At 57.0% G+C, this 15,476-nt stretch carries 17 protein-coding genes; 7 read left to right on the forward strand and 10 right to left on the reverse strand.

All coding sequences use genetic code 11. The annotated features are described in order from the left end of the window. Window positions 1-16 precede the first annotated feature (16 nt). Window positions 17-493: a YbaK/EbsC family protein gene (locus LYZ69_02700; protein ID MDV3277361.1), complete on the reverse strand. Its 477-nt coding sequence runs from the start codon at window positions 491-493 to the stop codon at window positions 17-19. Between the two features lie 15 nt (window positions 494-508). Beyond that, a complete protein-coding gene (locus LYZ69_02705) occupies window positions 509-823 on the reverse strand; it encodes an iron-sulfur cluster assembly protein (protein MDV3277362.1) in 315 nt (104 codons plus the stop codon). Between the two features lie 60 nt (window positions 824-883). Between LYZ69_02705 and LYZ69_02710 the strand changes: the two genes are divergently transcribed. Genes LYZ69_02710 through LYZ69_02720 form a run of 3 tightly spaced genes read left to right on the forward strand, consistent with a single transcriptional unit; the run spans window position 884 to window position 3,057 of the window. Further along, entirely contained in the window at window positions 884-1,504 is a 621-nt protein-coding gene (locus tag LYZ69_02710; GenBank protein MDV3277363.1) for a MarC family protein, read from the forward strand. Beyond that, window positions 1,501-1,782, forward strand: coding sequence for an acylphosphatase (locus tag LYZ69_02715; GenBank protein ID MDV3277364.1), 282 nt, complete (start codon window positions 1,501-1,503; stop codon window positions 1,780-1,782). Before LYZ69_02710 ends, LYZ69_02715 begins: the two co-directional genes overlap by 4 nt. A 60-nt stretch (window positions 1,783-1,842) precedes the next feature. Further along, on the forward strand, window positions 1,843-3,057 hold the full coding sequence (locus LYZ69_02720) for a hypothetical protein (protein MDV3277365.1): 1,215 nt from the start codon (window positions 1,843-1,845) through the stop codon (window positions 3,055-3,057). 42 nt (window positions 3,058-3,099) lie between these two features. Here LYZ69_02720 and LYZ69_02725 read toward each other — a convergent pair whose 3' ends face one another. Further along, the gene (locus LYZ69_02725; protein MDV3277366.1) at window positions 3,100-3,834 is read right to left on the reverse strand and encodes a hypothetical protein; all 735 of its coding nucleotides are present in this window, start codon (window positions 3,832-3,834) and stop codon (window positions 3,100-3,102) included. 103 nt (window positions 3,835-3,937) lie between these two features. On the opposite strand from LYZ69_02725, the gene LYZ69_02730 reads away from it, so the two are divergent. Beyond that, complete coding sequence (locus LYZ69_02730; GenBank protein ID MDV3277367.1) at window positions 3,938-4,468, forward strand: hypothetical protein; 531 nt, start codon at window positions 3,938-3,940, stop codon at window positions 4,466-4,468. On the opposite strand, the gene LYZ69_02735 is transcribed toward LYZ69_02730, so the two are convergent. From LYZ69_02735 to LYZ69_02745, 3 genes are all read right to left on the reverse strand, one after another. Beyond that, window positions 4,469-5,434: a carbohydrate kinase family protein gene (locus tag LYZ69_02735; GenBank protein MDV3277368.1), complete on the reverse strand. Its 966-nt coding sequence runs from the start codon at window positions 5,432-5,434 to the stop codon at window positions 4,469-4,471. A 1-nt stretch (window position 5,435) separates the two neighbouring features. Continuing rightward, entirely contained in the window at window positions 5,436-5,948 is a 513-nt protein-coding gene (locus LYZ69_02740; GenBank protein ID MDV3277369.1) for a hypothetical protein, read from the reverse strand. Window positions 5,949-6,193: 245 nt separating this feature from the next. Then, window positions 6,194-6,949, reverse strand: a complete 756-nt coding sequence (locus LYZ69_02745; protein ID MDV3277370.1) for a hypothetical protein — start codon at window positions 6,947-6,949, stop codon at window positions 6,194-6,196. A gap of 734 nt (window positions 6,950-7,683) precedes the next feature. Here LYZ69_02745 and LYZ69_02750 point away from each other — a divergent pair. The 3 genes from LYZ69_02750 to LYZ69_02760 all read left to right on the forward strand — a co-directional run bounded on the left by LYZ69_02750 (window position 7,684) and on the right by LYZ69_02760 (window position 11,847). Further along, window positions 7,684-8,004, forward strand: coding sequence for a hypothetical protein (locus tag LYZ69_02750; GenBank protein ID MDV3277371.1), 321 nt, complete (start codon window positions 7,684-7,686; stop codon window positions 8,002-8,004). Window positions 8,005-8,234: 230 nt separating this feature from the next. Next, window positions 8,235-9,977, forward strand: a complete 1,743-nt coding sequence (gene ltrA, locus LYZ69_02755) for a group II intron reverse transcriptase/maturase (protein MDV3277372.1) — start codon at window positions 8,235-8,237, stop codon at window positions 9,975-9,977. Window positions 9,978-10,479: 502 nt separating this feature from the next. Next, window positions 10,480-11,847 (forward strand): TrpB-like pyridoxal phosphate-dependent enzyme, encoded by a 1,368-nt coding sequence (locus LYZ69_02760; GenBank protein MDV3277373.1) that lies wholly within the window; start codon window positions 10,480-10,482, stop codon window positions 11,845-11,847. A 290-nt stretch (window positions 11,848-12,137) separates the two neighbouring features. On the opposite strand, the gene LYZ69_02765 is transcribed toward LYZ69_02760, so the two are convergent. From LYZ69_02765 to LYZ69_02780, 4 genes are read right to left on the reverse strand one after another with little or no spacing between them, the layout of a single operon-like run. After that, window positions 12,138-12,404, reverse strand: coding sequence for a type II toxin-antitoxin system RelE/ParE family toxin (locus LYZ69_02765; protein ID MDV3277374.1), 267 nt, complete (start codon window positions 12,402-12,404; stop codon window positions 12,138-12,140). Further along, complete coding sequence (locus tag LYZ69_02770; GenBank protein ID MDV3277375.1) at window positions 12,405-12,647, reverse strand: DUF2683 family protein; 243 nt, start codon at window positions 12,645-12,647, stop codon at window positions 12,405-12,407. Between the two features lie 31 nt (window positions 12,648-12,678). Beyond that, window positions 12,679-14,010, reverse strand: a complete 1,332-nt coding sequence (locus LYZ69_02775) for a TldD/PmbA family protein (protein MDV3277376.1) — start codon at window positions 14,008-14,010, stop codon at window positions 12,679-12,681. A 2-nt stretch (window positions 14,011-14,012) separates the two neighbouring features. Beyond that, window positions 14,013-15,452: a TldD/PmbA family protein gene (locus LYZ69_02780; protein ID MDV3277377.1), complete on the reverse strand. Its 1,440-nt coding sequence runs from the start codon at window positions 15,450-15,452 to the stop codon at window positions 14,013-14,015. Window positions 15,453-15,476 lie beyond the last annotated feature (24 nt).

The following is a 15,476-nucleotide window of genomic DNA, read 5'->3' on the forward strand; positions in this document are numbered from 1 at the left end:
AGAGAGACTACAGGTTCTATATGTGTTCGGGAACTGCCGCAACCGCCACAGAGGTCCCACCCACAGCCTTCAGGAGGTCTTCTGTCCGTATCCGGAAGACCGCGTTTGGCGCCCCTCCCGCAGTCCACACCCACTCGAACCTGAGTAGGGACGAGTCTGCGAGCACCGTGATCTCCTTTCGGTGTGGGAAAGGAGGAACTCCGCCAATCGGGTAGCCTGTCTCCTCCCTGACTTCGTCCGGCGTGGCCACAGCAACATCACCGCCCTTTAGTTGCGAGAGTTTCACTGCGTCAACTCTTCTGTCTCCAGAAATGACGACTACGACCGTTCCTCTGCCCTTGAATACTACGCTCTTCGCAATCTCTGCGACTGTGCACCCCAACGCCTGAGCTGCCAATGCAGAGCTCTTGGTGCTCATGCTCAATTCCCTGAACTCTACGTCGATGCCCAAGGATTCCAGGTGGAGCCTGACCCTCTCGACGCTCCCGCCCATGTGGTTCTCCCTAAATCAGCCGACGGGCTGAGGCGGTTTGTTTACCTGCTTGTTCACCGCTTCGGCAAGATAGTGTCCCCTCAGCGTGACCTTCGCCTCAGTGACCCCCTTAGTCGTAAGGGCGGCTGATTTGATGTCGCTTGCTATCTTCAGAGCGAAAACTGGAGGGCAGAACGGGGTGGTCAGGTGAAAATCAATCTCGACCGACCCGCCGTTGACGCCCAGCCTGTCAATCAGCTTCATCTCGGTTATGGGCCTGCCGAGCTCTGGGTCGATTATCTTTGAAAGCTTCTCTTGCAGCTCTGCGTTGTCAACCTGCGCCTGGGCCACAGGAGTTTTGGTGCTCGGAGCGTATTTATCCCTTTGTCGCCAACGTGCAGGCGGGAAGGAATGTCCCTCATCTCATCCTTCTTTGCCTTCGACATCGTACTGTTCGCACAGTCGGTCGTCCTCCTCTTCGCTATCCTAGACCCGATTGGCACCGTGCCCATCTTCTTCGCTCTAACTAACCAAACCTCCGGCCAGAGGAGGCAGATAGTGAGACAGTCGGTCATCTTCGCTGCGATAATCCTCTACGTCTTCGCCTATGTGGGATGGTTAATCTTTCAGGCGCTCGGAATAACCATCAACGACTTCCGCATAGCTGGAGGCGTAGTCCTCTTCGCTGTTGCCTTCGACCACCTCAGAGGCAGGGAGGACGGTGAGCCGAGGAGCGCCAACGTGGCCGAAATAGCGGCGTTTCCGCTTGCCACGCCACTCTTGGCTGGACCGGGGGCGATCTCCACTGTGATCATACTCGCCAACCCACCCTACGGGCCGCTGCTAGTCTTCCTCGTCATCACGCTCAACATAGTTCTCGCGTATTTCATACTCTCAAGAAGCGAGTGGATCCTAAAGATCCTCGGAGACAACGGCAGCAGAGCGCTTACGAGGATAACGGCGCTCCTCATCGCTGCACTCGCAGTCTCCTTCATAAGGCAGGGAATCATCAACATATTCGTGCCGGGGTGAGACAGTCGAAGGTCGCGGTCAAGGTTAGGATTAGTGGCCTCGTCCACGGCGTCTTCTTCAGGGCCTCGATGGCCGAAGTCGCCAAGCTTTCCGGGGTCAACGGCTGGGTCACGAACATGACCGACGGGTCGGTGGAGGCAATCCTCGAGGGAGAGCAGGATTCTGTCAACAAGGTGGTGGAATGGGCGAGACTAGGGCCACCGAAGGCAAGGGTGGACTCGGTAGCAGTCGAGCCGGTGAAGGTCAGGAACCTGAGAGGTTTCAGGATATCTGGATGAACCGGTTCTTTCCGCTGATGGGGGTATCCTTTAATGTCCTTACAGGGCGCTCGAAATGACATGGGCTCTCAGGAGACCTCCTACGATGATGCAGTGAGCCATTTCAGCAAGCTGTTGCATGAGCAGGTTGAAAGGGTCAAGAAACTCAAAGAGCAAGTTGAATGGCTGGACTACTCCAAACTCAGCAAGGTTGTAGTCGGAGTCATTGGCGGGGACGGGATAGGCCCCATCATCGCACAGGAGACGACGAGGGTCCTGCAGAATCTGCTGAAGGATGAACTCGCTTCCGGCCGGATCGAGCTCAGGGAGGTTAGCGGCCTAACGATAGAGAACAGAATCAGACAGATGAAGGCCGTGCCTGACGACGTCCTGACTGAACTGCGGAAGTGTCATGTCCTGCTGAAGGGCCCCACTACGACCCCCGAGGAGGGCAGCGGGATGCCCAACATAGAGAGCGCGAACATCTTTCTCAGGCGGGCCTTCGACCTGTTCGCCAACGTGCGACCGGTCCGGGTCACCGAGAAGGGCATCGACTGGGTCTTCTTCAGGGAGAACACCGAGGGAGAGTATATGCTAGGCAGCAAGGGGCTGATGGTGACGCCAGACCTTGCCGTCGATTTCAAGGTCATCACGAGGCCTGGCGCAGAAAGAATCATCCGTCTTTCCTTCGAATTCGCGAGGAAGACGAGGAGGAGAAGGGTCACTGTTGTCACAAAGGCGAACGTAATCAAGACGACCGACGGACTCTTTCTGGAAACCGCACGGCGGGTGGCCAAGGACTTTCCTGAGATTTCGTGGGACGCCTGGTATATCGACGCGTTCACGGCCAAACTAATCGACGAGAAGAGGAGGGGAGAATTCGAGGTGGTCGTTCTTCCGAACCTCTACGGAGACATTGTCACCGACGAGGCCGCAGAGATACAAGGGGGGGTCGGGACGGCCGGGTCGGCCAACATCGGGGCAAGATACGCCATGTTCGAAGCGATACACGGCTCAGCCCCGAGGATGATTACCGAAGGCAGAGGTCCGTATGCCGACCCACTGAGCCTCCTCAGAGCGGCCGCCATGATGCTGGAGCACATAGGATGGATGGAGAAGAGTCGAAGACTCAGCTGGGCACTGGACGTCTGTTCGCAGTACGAAAGCAGGTTGAAGATGACGGGGAGGCCTGACGGTGCCACCGCTCGTGAATTTGGCGACTACGTGATAGCCACGCTCGCCGACCCCAAACTGGAATCCAGATGGAAGTCATACCGGCCCAACAAAGGAAGTTAGGGGCGCACCAATCGGCGCTTCTTTGTCTCGCACGGGGAATCGCTAAGCAACTGTAGGCTGAGCCCTCCTCGCCCGCGACAGCGACCTCAGAACTGGTACCGACACCGCCGTTCCCAAAACAGTGAAGAGGATTCTTTCGGCCGGGTAGACGTAGAAGATGAACGGCCAAGCAGCCTGCACCACCTGTGGGCTGATTGCGTGGTTCACCCTGACCAGGATGTTCTCGTAGAGCAGGCTACCGGCCACGTGCCCGCACATCGTAGACGCGAAGACAGTGGCGGCAACGAAGGGTAGGCCGAGCTTCCCAATCTTCCCGTTCCTCTGCAGCAGAAGAGCGACTGAGAGAACCAAGACAGACGCTGCGTGCATCCAGACGAACGGCACCTCGACTCCGACCACACTGACAAACGGCGCTGAGAGAGGGTCGACTGAATAGACTGCCATAAGGAGGACCGGGAGCGCAACAGCCGCCTTTCTTCTCCCGGTGAAGCAGAGGCCTGCTGTGACGGCGGCCGCGAGGTCCGGCACGAAGTCCAGGAAGTCGAAGATGACCGGTTTCCCAAGGCCGAAGTCGATGAACCCACCGAGTATCATTGAAAAGCCTCCGACGACTGGCCCGAAGAGCATCCCGGCTAGCGGGCTGAGAATCTCCCTGAACGTCAGGAAACTGCTCACACCCACATACGGCGAGACGGGGATCAGCCCGAGGACCGAGTAGATTGCTGCGAAGAGAGACGCACCAGCGACGAGGTACGTCCTCCTCCTGACGCTGAGCAACCCGCGCCAGTCGCAAGTTGGGGCTTAATAGTTTCAGCCTGGTCCGAGGGAGGCGCGTTCAGTCCGACGAAAGCTTTTAGCGAGTGTCGGGGACCGTGCCCTCATGGCTGCTACAGACGACGGCGTGAAGAAGGCGGCAGAGCTGAAGCTCTGGCTCGAGAACAGGATTGCTGAGCTCCAGGAGGAGATGGAGCGGTTGGAGGAGACTCTGGGCTACGTCGACACGACGCTCCGTGCCTCGACATTCCGTCCCGCCATCGAGATGATTGAGGAGGCCAGGGAGATTCCTGAGATACGCGAACTCAAAAGGGACAAGGGCGGCCAAGTGGTGGCAACAGCTTCCGTAACCGTTGACAGTGTGACGATCGAGCCGAAGGAGGGGATGAATCTACGTCAGGGGACGCCGCCCTTCAAGACGTTCCTTCTCGGGAAGATTCTTCAGGGGATGAAGACCAAGGACGAGGAACTTGTCTCCGCGCGGAAGCTTGGCAAGGGACAGGAGCTGAGGTTCGACGTGGAAGAGGCAGACGGCGCCATCAGCAAGCTGATCATCGAGAACTACAGGGAGAAGGCGAGGCTGAACGAGATACTGAACACTGTTGCGTGGACCTTCTCTCGGATGCTCGAGAAGTAGTCAGCCGAGCGCGTCGCGGACCTCTTTCAGGGTGGGGGGCCTTAGCGGCTCGGCCTGGACGTAGAGCCTGGCCGCGGTGTTGGCGAACTCCAGCCTGTCCCCGTCGTCCATCCCGCGGAGGTTTGCAAAGATTGAAGCTGCGTCCCAGACATCGCCAGCTCCAGTCAACCTCCTAGGTCTCACGTGGTGGGTCTTCCGCTCGACAACGCTCCCGTCGGTGCTAGTGTAGGAAGAGTACTCAGTGTGCAAGTCCACCATGATCCCGAGCTCTCTCGATATCATCCCGCACATCTTTTTGGTGGTTCCCGGGCTCAGCCCGAGAGCCCTGGCTGTGGCGCCTGCCTCAAACTCGTTGACACTCAGCCAGTCGGCGAGCCGTTTCCTCTTCATTAGGTCGACGAGCTTCCTGTACCTCGCCTCCCTGTCCGTCACGTCTGCTGTCCCAAGATGCACAGTCGCCCGCTCTCCGAGGTTCTCCCTGAGCGCGACGAGCAGTTCTGTGCCTTGGTCGTTCGCTGCCCAGTTCGCGGAGCAGACGATTCTGGACGACCGCAGGGCCCGCCAGTCGCCCTCGGTCAACAGCGCAGGAGAGAACTTGGCCGCCCCTCCCGAGTAGCTGACCATAACGTTGACCCTCTCTTCGAACGAGACGGTGAGCCCCGCGGGCAGTGGTTTGACCCTCGCTTCGACTTTCAGACCCCTGAACGCCTTCTGCAGTTGCGGGCGATGCTCCTCGTCGCTGTGAGTCACAATGAGGACCTTCGCACCGAGCGTCCCAAGTGCGTGGGCCAGGTTCACGGCGTTCCCTCCGCTGACGTCTTCTTCTGCAATGTCGTGGATGCTGCCTCCTCCACGCTTCCACTTCCTCCAAGCCAGTTCGAACAACCTCGGCAGGTCGCGAGTATGCACGAGCCTGTCGACAAAGAAGTCGTGCATGACGGCTGCGTCGTACCTTCGCTTTGCCAAGCTACTTCAGAATCTTTATGCTCTTGACGTTCTTGAGCTGGTTGAGCTCCTCCATCGCCTCTCCGGGCAAGTGTCCCTCGACCACGAGCGTCATCTTCGCGTCGGGCACCATGTCCGGGTCGTCGGCTAGCGCCTGTCTCACAACAAGCCCATGGTTTGACAGCACTGCTGTGACCGCTGACATCACCCCAGGCGAGCGCGGGTCGGCCTCGATAATGATAGCAGTGTAGCCGAGGGCGGAGACAGCGTTGACCACGCTCGAGCCGAGCGGGGTTGTCTTGGAGAAAATCGAGTACAGGAAGGCGTTCTTCTTAATCTGCTCCACAGTCTGCTTGACCACTCTTCTGTCAACATCGAGCGCATTTGCCACGGCCGAGTAGTCCACTTCTACGTCCCCAACGTAGATCTTCGTGTCGCCCCCCTCAGAGACTCGCATCCCACACTCTATCATCTTCTTGACTATGTCTGCTCGGACGATTTGCCTGTCGAACTGCTTCCTTATCGCCGGCCACACGTTCTCGCGGGTACCGATGTGCGTTATTGAGCTTTGGGACTACGGTGTGGGGAGCTCGGACGAGTCATGAATGGGGTCGTCCAGGCTGAGCCTGACCTCGTACGAAAGTGACGGTGCAGGCTATTGTACACAGCCTGCTGGCCGTGCTCTACTTCGGTTCGTTGATAGCGGTGTGGAGTTTGGATTAGGGACTGACGAGACTCGGCGCGCGCCCACACGTTTGTCTTTGTCATTCAAATCAGCGATTATTTCGATTCCACTGGTACTAACGACAGTCGATTCCCTGTCCTCCTGTCTATCCAGTCGCCTAGGAAGAGCGTGATTGCCACAACGAAACTCAACACCTTTGACACGTCGTTGAGTACCGTAGGTATCGGGTCGGACGGATAGGAGAAACCAAGCGAAGCCCATACAGCGAAGATGAAGAACATGCCCGCCAAAGAAAACAGGGTGTACCTAGAGAGCTTGGCCAGAGGAGACAGTGTGACCAACGACATCGTTGAGATTTCCACTAGAAACAGAGGCAAGAAGAAGAGCAGCCTGAACAGAATCGGCGAAGGAGGAATGGGAGGGTATATCCTGTTCAAGACGATCAGGTCGAAAGGAAGCTCGAATATCATCGGACCTACGGCCGCACCGACGAATGCGCTGACCAAGGCAATCTTGAGTCCGTGACTCCGGGCTAGGTACAAAATGACGACGAAAGATATCGCTGCGGATATGTCAGTAAGCGGGCTGACTGGATTGGGTGCCAGATAAGATTGGTAGACGGCGACCAGGTTCGCTTGCTCCAGTGCCAAACCATAGGTTATCGCGTCGACGAAGAAAGCTACCAATGAAAGAACCCAGATTGTTATCATGAGGACGACAGCCGTCCTTCCGGGCCTATTGGTCCCGAGCGTGCTCCTCAGCCTCGTCCCGAGATATGTGAAGAAGAATCCAACGACAAGAAGTACGACCGCCAATGCTATCGCGTCTGTACCTACGTAGGGGCGCGTCACGAAAGCCTCGGTTGCTGAAAGGCAGCCAAGGCCCGCTGTATGGAGCAATGCCCGAAGGACTGCGCAAGCAGTAGGTAGGGCTGGGCGTCCTCGACCGCGAGGTTGGGACTCCCGAAGGTGAAAGCCGTCTGGCGTGTTGGGTTCTGAGCAGAGCCCAGCATGGGGCTAGCCCCAGACATAGACAGCCGATAAGGACGAAGCCTAGTCGTTCGAGTCGGCGACCTTAGGACGGACATGGCAACGATAAGAAATCCACAACAGGTAGTAGGAGCGTCACGCGATGAGCTAGGATAGGAGGTGCGCGTGACATAGAGAGCCAACACACTTGTTCCCTATGAAGTGTGTCAAATCCCCTTCTTTGAGGAAGGCGAGAACCGACCAGCGTGTCGGGGTTCTCTCGATAACTGGTGGATGCCTAAATCCGTCCGCAGATGTGCTCCTTACAGAACGTGAGACCCAATTCAGTCTGTCATCAACTCAATAAAACAAGCATACACTAACCCAACAAGCTTAACTATCAAACCTCAAAACAACAGGGAAAGGGCTTGCAAGCACCAACACCACCAATAAAGAAGCAATCGCACCGCTTCAGAAATATTGCAGCCCTCGTGGTAGTCCTCATCGTTGGAATACTGATAGGAGCCGCTGGGTCGGGGGGTTCTCGTGGAGAAACTTCGACTCAAACGCAGACAGTCACTTCGACTCAAGTCAGTAGCTTTCTTTCAACAACTACAGTGACAGTGACGAGCTTGAGGGCTGGTGCAGCCTTGGTCAACTACAGCGGTTCAGGAATCGCCAACACCCCTCCATTTACTGCAACTACGCCTGCCGTGATGGTCACTGTGCGAGTCTCCGCCAATGACCCTTCATTAGCTAGCGTTGCGTGGATACTATACGCAACCAATTCCTCAATCCTAACCTCGGAGGGTCAGGTCAGCGGCAAGGTTGGAACATTCGTCCTCTATGCATACAACCTTACTCCCGGGACGAACTACTATCTTTCCGTCCTCTCCGTAGGTGCGAACTGGCAAATCACGGTCAACGCAACGACATAGGCCCAAGGCCCAACCCAAACCATCCAACAGCATTGAGGCCCACCTTGCTACTCCCAGTTACTAGATGACTAGGGCAGCTGCGCCCGATTCGACTGGATTGGCTCCGAGGAGTCATAGTACCCTGAAAGTCGGCTAATGACCGACCTGTGGGGAAGGACTCTAGTCCGAAATCCGAAGTCCGAACTGTGCAAAGGATGGATGCAGTCCACGAAACACAAGGAGGTGAGAGAATGGGCTCAAACGATAAGCTCGGTGAGCAATCACCGAATCCAGTAGTCCGCAAGGACGAAGGCAGAGCCATTCTCCGCATCCAGAGTGGGCTCGCCATAGCAGCAACAAGACGACCGAACAAGCAATTCCATAATCTGCATTCGCTACTCTGGAAGCGAGAGTGGCTCAACTCGGCTCTTGATGCAGTCCTAGACAACTCTGGCGCGAAGACCTCAGGCGTGGACGGGATGTGCGGGGCAGACCTGCGCGAACCATCCGCGAGAGCCAGATTTATCGATGAACCGCGGGCGGGGCTGAAACAACTGACCTACCACCCCTCACCGGTGCTTAGGAAATGTATTCCGAAGGCAAGCGGAGGGGAGCGACCGATAGGCATTCCGACGATAAGGGACAGGGTGGTGCAGATGGTCTTGAAGATGGCATTAGAACCAATCTTCGAGGCCGACTTCCTACCCAATTCCAACGGCTTCAGACCTGAGAGGAGCACGCTGGAGTGCATATTGCCCATGTATCGGTATGGGGACGATAGTCGTCTGTATGAGTGGGTCATAGAGGGAGACATTGAAGGGTGTTTCGACAACATCGACCACGGAATCCTAATGGAAGCTATCCAGAAAAGGATAGCCGACCCAAAAATTCTGTGGCTGATTCGTCGGTTCCTCAAGGCACCCGTCATCGATAAGGGCATTCGACTTCAAATCCAGAAGGGAACGCCTCAGGGCGGTGTCCTTTCGCCATTACTAGCCAATATCTATCTCAATGGGTTCGACCAGTTCTGGTATGAGAACTGGGGCAAACCTACAAAGCGAGAGCACCAACGAAAACACGAACAGGCCAGATGTGTGCTGTTCAGGTATGCGGATGACTTCATCCTGAGCGTGAAAGGCACGCAGGAGCAGGCCACCGCCATCATGGACAGCATACGGAGCTTCTTCTTGGAGAAGCTCAGGCTAAACCTGTCCACAGACAAGACACGCGTAGTGCGGCTGGAAGATGGATTCAACTTCCTCGGATTCTATATCCGTCGGGTTCGATTCGAGCACTACAACTGCGTCAGGATACGACCAACACAAAAGAACCTGCTCCGCCTCAAAGGCAAGCTGCAATCGATGCTAGGGTCAAGCGCACGCCACGATGACCCTCAAATGAAAATTGCAGCAATGAACCGTGTTCTGAGAGGATGGGGCAACTATTACAGGGCGGTCAACTCAGTCCAGCAATTCGAGACAGGAGACTTTCTGGCAGAACGCCTATTTCGTAAATGGTATTGCAGGAAATACCAGATAGGTGTCAGGAAATACCTATCGCAAGTGCGTCCGAATGGTGAGGTAGTCCTCCAGAGGGGGCCTGTAAAGGCCGAACTCTTCAGGATGTCCTCCCTCGGAAGCATGCACTCCACGTTGAACCATCGACTTGTCTGGAGATACAGGTCAATCAGCAATCCATACATCGGCGGCACTCATGCAACCAGTGCCTCAGAGGAGAATGGCCCAATCATAGATGCGCCCAATGTCCGACCGATTGCGCCCGAATACAACGACGAAACCTATCTGTCCAATCGCCTTTTGGCGTTCGAGAGGGATGGATGGAGGTGTGTTTGGTGCGGCGGTCAGGATAACCTTCAGGCGCATCATATCGAACCTGTCCCCGTAGGAACGGTCTTCGACCCGACCGTCGTGCACCGAGTCGAAAACCTTCAGACATTGTGCGCGACATGCCACAGTAAGCTGCCTAGAAACTAGGCGGCCGAAATCAATCCATCCAATGCACAAGAAGAGGACGGAGGACGTAGGAGTGAAAGCCCAGTGATGCGAAAGTATCACGCTGGGTTTGGGAGGGAGAGTGCGTGTTTCCTGTCCGAAGTGATTCGGGCGTGGCAGCGCACCCTTACCTCAGAGCCCAAGTACCAGCCAAGGTGCATTCACTTCCATTTCGTCAGTATCCCTTCCCTGCGAAGTGCGACGGCTGCGACTTTGGATTGGCCACGGGGTTCGGCGGAACGTGTCCATTATTGAGCTTTGGGACCAAGGATGCGGAACGTGGACCAGCTTGCGGAACAAGGGGCGTCCAAACTGATCCTGACTCCCAATCAAGGGCAAAGTGTACAGAGATGAGCAGAAAGTGGCCATCTCCACGAGGACCTGCTGCTCAACAGCAGTGTCGCGAGCGCGAACCGCAGGTCGATGTCAATGTACAGAAGTGGCTAGGAATGTCTATCTACCCTAGAGAGTGTAGGTTTGTGTCATGAGCCAGCAGCAACTGAGGTCCATCCTCTCCGCCGACAACCTCCCGAAAAGCTACTACAACATTCAACACGACTTGCCAGAGCCCCTTGCGCCTCCCCTCGACCCCAAGACGCTGAAACCCGTTTCTCCGGAGGCCTTGCTCCGCCTCTTCGCCAAGGAGTGCGTGATGCAGGAGGTTTCCTCGGAGGAGTTCATCCCCATCCCCGAGGAGGTCCGCGAGGCCTACATCAGGCTCGGCAGGCCCACCCCGCTCTACCGTGCGACAAGGCTCGAGCAGAAGCTCAAGACGCCGGCGAAGATCTTCTTCAAGCGAGAGGACCTCAACCCCGTCGGCAGTCACAAGCCCAACACCGCCATAGCTCAGGCGTACTATCACAAGAAGGAGGGCACGGAGCGACTCACGACCGAGACAGGCGCAGGACAGTGGGGGAGCGCCCTCGCGCTCGCGTGCGCGCTCTTCGACATCGACCTCACGGTCTACATGACGCGAAGCAGCTTCGACCAGAAACCCTACAGGCGCATCCTGATGGAAGTGTACGGGGCCGAGGTCCACTCGTCTCCGAGCGACAAGACGAACGTCGGCAAGGGCTTCCTCGCAAAGGACAAGCGACACCCTGGGAGTCTCGGGATAGCGATTAGCGAGGCAATCGAGGACTGCGTCACCCACGATAACACAAAGTACTCTCTGGGCAGCGTCCTCAACCACGTCCTGACCCACCAGTCGGTCATCGGCCAGGAGGCGAAGGTGCAACTCGAGGACTTCGACCTCGAGCCGGACTATATCGTCGGATGCATTGGGGGCGGGAGTAACTACGCGGGCCTCTCCTATCCGTTCATGCGCGACAAGCTCCGCGGGAAGAGCGAAGCCGAGTTCGTGGCTGTGGAGCCGAAGGCCGTGCCCTCCACAACGAAGGGGGAGTACAGGTACGACTACGCAGACACCGGGGAGATGACACCGCTGATCAAGATGTACACCGTTGGCCACAGCTATCAGTGCCCACCCATCCACGCCGGCGGTCTCAGGTACCATGGGAAGGCCCCGTCGATGTGCATGCTAATCGACAAGGGCTACATGAGGAGCGTTGCATACTCCCAAAACGAAATAATGGAGGCGGGAATGCTGTTCGCCCAGACTGAAGGCATAGTGCCAGCACCCGAGACCAATCACGCCGTGAAGGCGACCATAGACTTGGCGTTGCAGTGCAAGCATAGGAACGAGGAGAAGGTCATCCTCTTCAACCTGAGCGGCCACGGCCTTCTCGACCTGAAGGCGTACGACGACAAGCTGAGCAACAGCCTGTCGGACTACGAGCCCGACCCTGCCACAATCAGGAGTGCGCTGCAGTCTGTTCCGCTCGTGAAGTAGCCATTCACGCGCCTTCGTTTCCCCTCATCCACTCGCTGACCTCGCTTCCTTGCCTACTCTCCTCGGCCAAAAGCTTGTCAAAGACTTCTCAACTGGTTGGCTTTCGTCTGCACGTTCTATTCTGGCCATGATTCTTGCTCTACTCTAGAAGCCAGTTGGGAGTCCCGGACTTGTGTCTCGCTTGCCGACATTGATACTTGGTTGCACTCGAATAGATTCCGAACGAACAGTCCTCAGACGAGTGAGTACCTCAGTCAACAAGATTCATTGGGTGTGAACAAAAAGAGAATTCACTTTGTCCTGTATATCTTGTCGTGGTGCTCGTAGTCTTCAAGAATGACCGTCATTCTCTGCTCGTCGATTGAAAACAGGAGGACGAAGTTGCCGAAATGCACCCTTCTCATGCCCGCTAGAGGAAAATGCATCGGCTTGAACCTGTGTGGGTCTTCCAGTATCTCCTGAATCTTCTTTGTTATCATCCCCATCTGCTCCGGATTTTTTCTGGCTAACTTTCTGAAAACCCTGTCAACGTGCTCCCTCGTCTCGAGAGCATACATTCACTTCGAACCGTATCTCTTCTTGAAATCGTCGATGCCGCCGACTCTTATTATCGGTTCTTCTCGGATCTTCTTCAGCCTCTTGAGGTACTCCGGCCTGACTCCGGATTCAAGCACGAGCTCCTTGTATTGCTTGGCCATCTCGTTTATCGCCTGGGACTTGTCCTTCAAGCCGTACTGAGCCTTGAGAACGTTGATCACTTTGTTCGCTTCAATGTCTATCTCGACTATAGCCTTGACCATATTAATACCGTGTTAATATTGACATATAAGGCTACTCGTACGCCCTTGTGATCTTCGTCCCTTCGACGAGTATCCACGGGCAGAGCGTAGGCGTGCCTACCTCCCACCACTCCACCCATTCCCTGTTGCGCGAGAGCATCCTGGCAGAGGAGAACATCCTCAGCAGGTCGTCGCTGAGCCGCATCCCCTTTAGCGACTTCACCACCTCACCACCTTCAACAAGGTAGGCTCCGTCTCTAGGGACGGTGGAGAACTCTCCAGTCCTGTAGTTCTTGAACCTGGTGTACCAGTTGCTCGTCAGTACTATCCCCCTCTTCATCTCCCTCACCATCTCGGCGTACTTGGCGTCACCCCTTCCGACCTCGAGGTTCCAGGCGTGGGGGGTCACGAATCCGGCGTTCCCCGTCGTCTCGGTCTTCCACTTCTTCGCTGTCGTCAGGTTGTGGAGGTAGCCTTTGAGCACGCCCGAGTCGATCAGTTTCGTCGACCGCGTCGGCATACCCTCGTCGTCGAACGACCTTCCTCCGAGAGCTCCCCTGGTGTGCCCGTGGTCCGTCAGAGAGAGATGCTCCGATGCGACCGTCTTGCCGACCTTGTCCGCAAGATACGAGATTCCCGCGTCAACGGAGAAGGCGGACGCAGCCGAGGCGACAGACTCGATGAGGTTGGACGCCACTGCGGGGCTCAGGAGCACGTCGTACGTTCCCGGCTCTGGCTCGGAGGCGTCGACCATCTCCTTGGCCGCCTCGCCAGCCCTCTTGCCCGCCTCCTCTGGGTCGAACCCCGCCATGTCTGCGGAGCACGAAAGGCCGTGTCCACTTGCGTCGTTCTCAGAGAATGACCTGATGTTCAGGGTGATCGAAGTCCTGGCGTCTGCACCTTGGGTCCCCGTAGATGTCAGAATGTGATAGGCCACTGCCGAAGCCTCTATCACTCCAGCTGACCTCTTCGCCCCTGCCTTGAGGGAGGCATTGATCGCGCGCGCTGCGAGGTCGGGCAGCTTCTCGCCCAGGTTCTGTATCTTCCTGTCGTACCTCTCGCGGTTCGGCCTGTACTTCATTGCCTTGCTCGGCAGCGGGACGTAGTCGGAGACCGTTAGCCCCTTCAGGGAGGCGAACAGGTCTCCCACGAACCTCTTGACGTTGGACTCTAGGGGGTTGGAGGTGGAGGCTATCGCCCTCCTCTTTCCCTTCGCCAGGTAGACCGTCAGCTCCATTTCGTCTATCCCCTTGATCACCGTGGCTGAGTTGTTCGCGAACCTCACCATCTTCTCCAAGTTGTTGACCGTGAGGGCCACGGCGTCGTCAGCGCCCAGCCTCTTCGCCGCCGCGACGGCGACCTCGTTCAGCCTTGCAGGGTCCATTCCTACCTCGCCCCCAGCTTGATTCCGGCTAGCAGCGTCTCCGGGCCACCAGTCCATACCGGTGCTCCCTGCTGTGGGTCTCCCTTGCCACAGGTTGCTGCCTCGAAGTCCATGTTCCTGCTCCGTGCTTTCACGCTACTCCACAGTCTTGGAGTGGTTATCTCAAGGACAGGCGCCTTCACCAAGCCCTTCATCTCGCCAGCCACTATGAGGTACGCCTCCAGCGCCACGTATCTCTGGTTGAGCCTCTTGTCGTCTATGTTCCATTCGGTGAACGACTTGAAGAAGATGCCGTGCTTCACCTCCTTGACAAGCTCCTCAAACGAGTAGTTCCCGGGTTCCACGAAGGTATTCGACATCCTGATTATCGGCTCCCTGTCGAAGGCCACGGACCTAGACGCTCCGTTGCTGCTCAATCCGAACTCGGCCGCAGTGTACCTGTTGTGAAGGTACTCGTTGATCACTCCATCCTTGATTAGCATCCGCTTCTTCGCCTCCACTCCCTCGTCGTCGACCGGCGTGAACCCGTTAGAGTGCAGGAGCGTCGGGTCGTCGCTGATGTTCGCCTCCTTGCTGCCGACCCTCATTCCTAGGCTGTCCCGCTTCAGGTACGACTCTCCCGCCTGCGCACCCTCCCTGCCCAGGACCCGGTCCGCTTCCTGGGGATGACCCACCGATTCGTGAGCCGCAATCCCGGACAGTTCGGAGCTCAGTATCACGTCTATCGTGTCGGTCGGAGGCTTCGCGGTAGTCCTGATGACCTTGCCCAGGACCTTCGCCTCCTCCTCGACCCTCTCCACCAACCCGACCCGTTTCACCACCTCGAGGCCACCGCTCTCACCTTCCTGGATGGACCTCTGGGCCATCTCGCCTCCTTCCGAGGCCGTGAGCGAACCGAAGAACGAGACTCGCGGCAGTCTGCTCTGGACCCTCGCGCCGTCGCTGTTCACGTAGTACCTCTCTTCTAGGTCGACGCCGAGCCCGAGAATTCTCCCGGGAATCGCCACTCCTGCCCTGCCGTCTGCGATCCTTGACTCTATCTCCTCGAGGACCCCCCTGAGCCACGCTGCGTTTCCGTTCTCCACCTTTTCTTTCTCCTCCGCAGCCCACTTTCTCTTGACTGCCTTGGATGAGTCGAAGACTATCGGCTTCTTCAGGATTGAGGCGGAGGCGCGCGCCAGCTTCACCGCCTTCAGGCTCATCTCGTTCACGGATGCCCTGTCGAACCTGTTCGTGGCCGTGAAGCCGAGTGCGCCCTTGCACAGCACCCTCAGGCCAATGCCGAAGCTTTCAGCGAAGTAAGAAGGCTGAGGCTCTCCGTTCTTGAGTAGGAACTCCCGCCCACGGGTCTCTTGGACCCTCGCCTCTGCGTAGGACGCGCCTGCCGACGCGGCACGCGAGACAGCCTTCTCGGCCAGCTGCTTCGCTTCTTCGAGCTTCAACGCGGCGTGTGCTCGTCGGTAGTT

Source organism: Nitrososphaerales archaeon, assembly GCA_032906765.1.
In the GTDB taxonomy this organism is placed as follows: domain Archaea; phylum Thermoproteota; class Nitrososphaeria; order Nitrososphaerales; family Gagatemarchaeaceae; genus DASPPF01.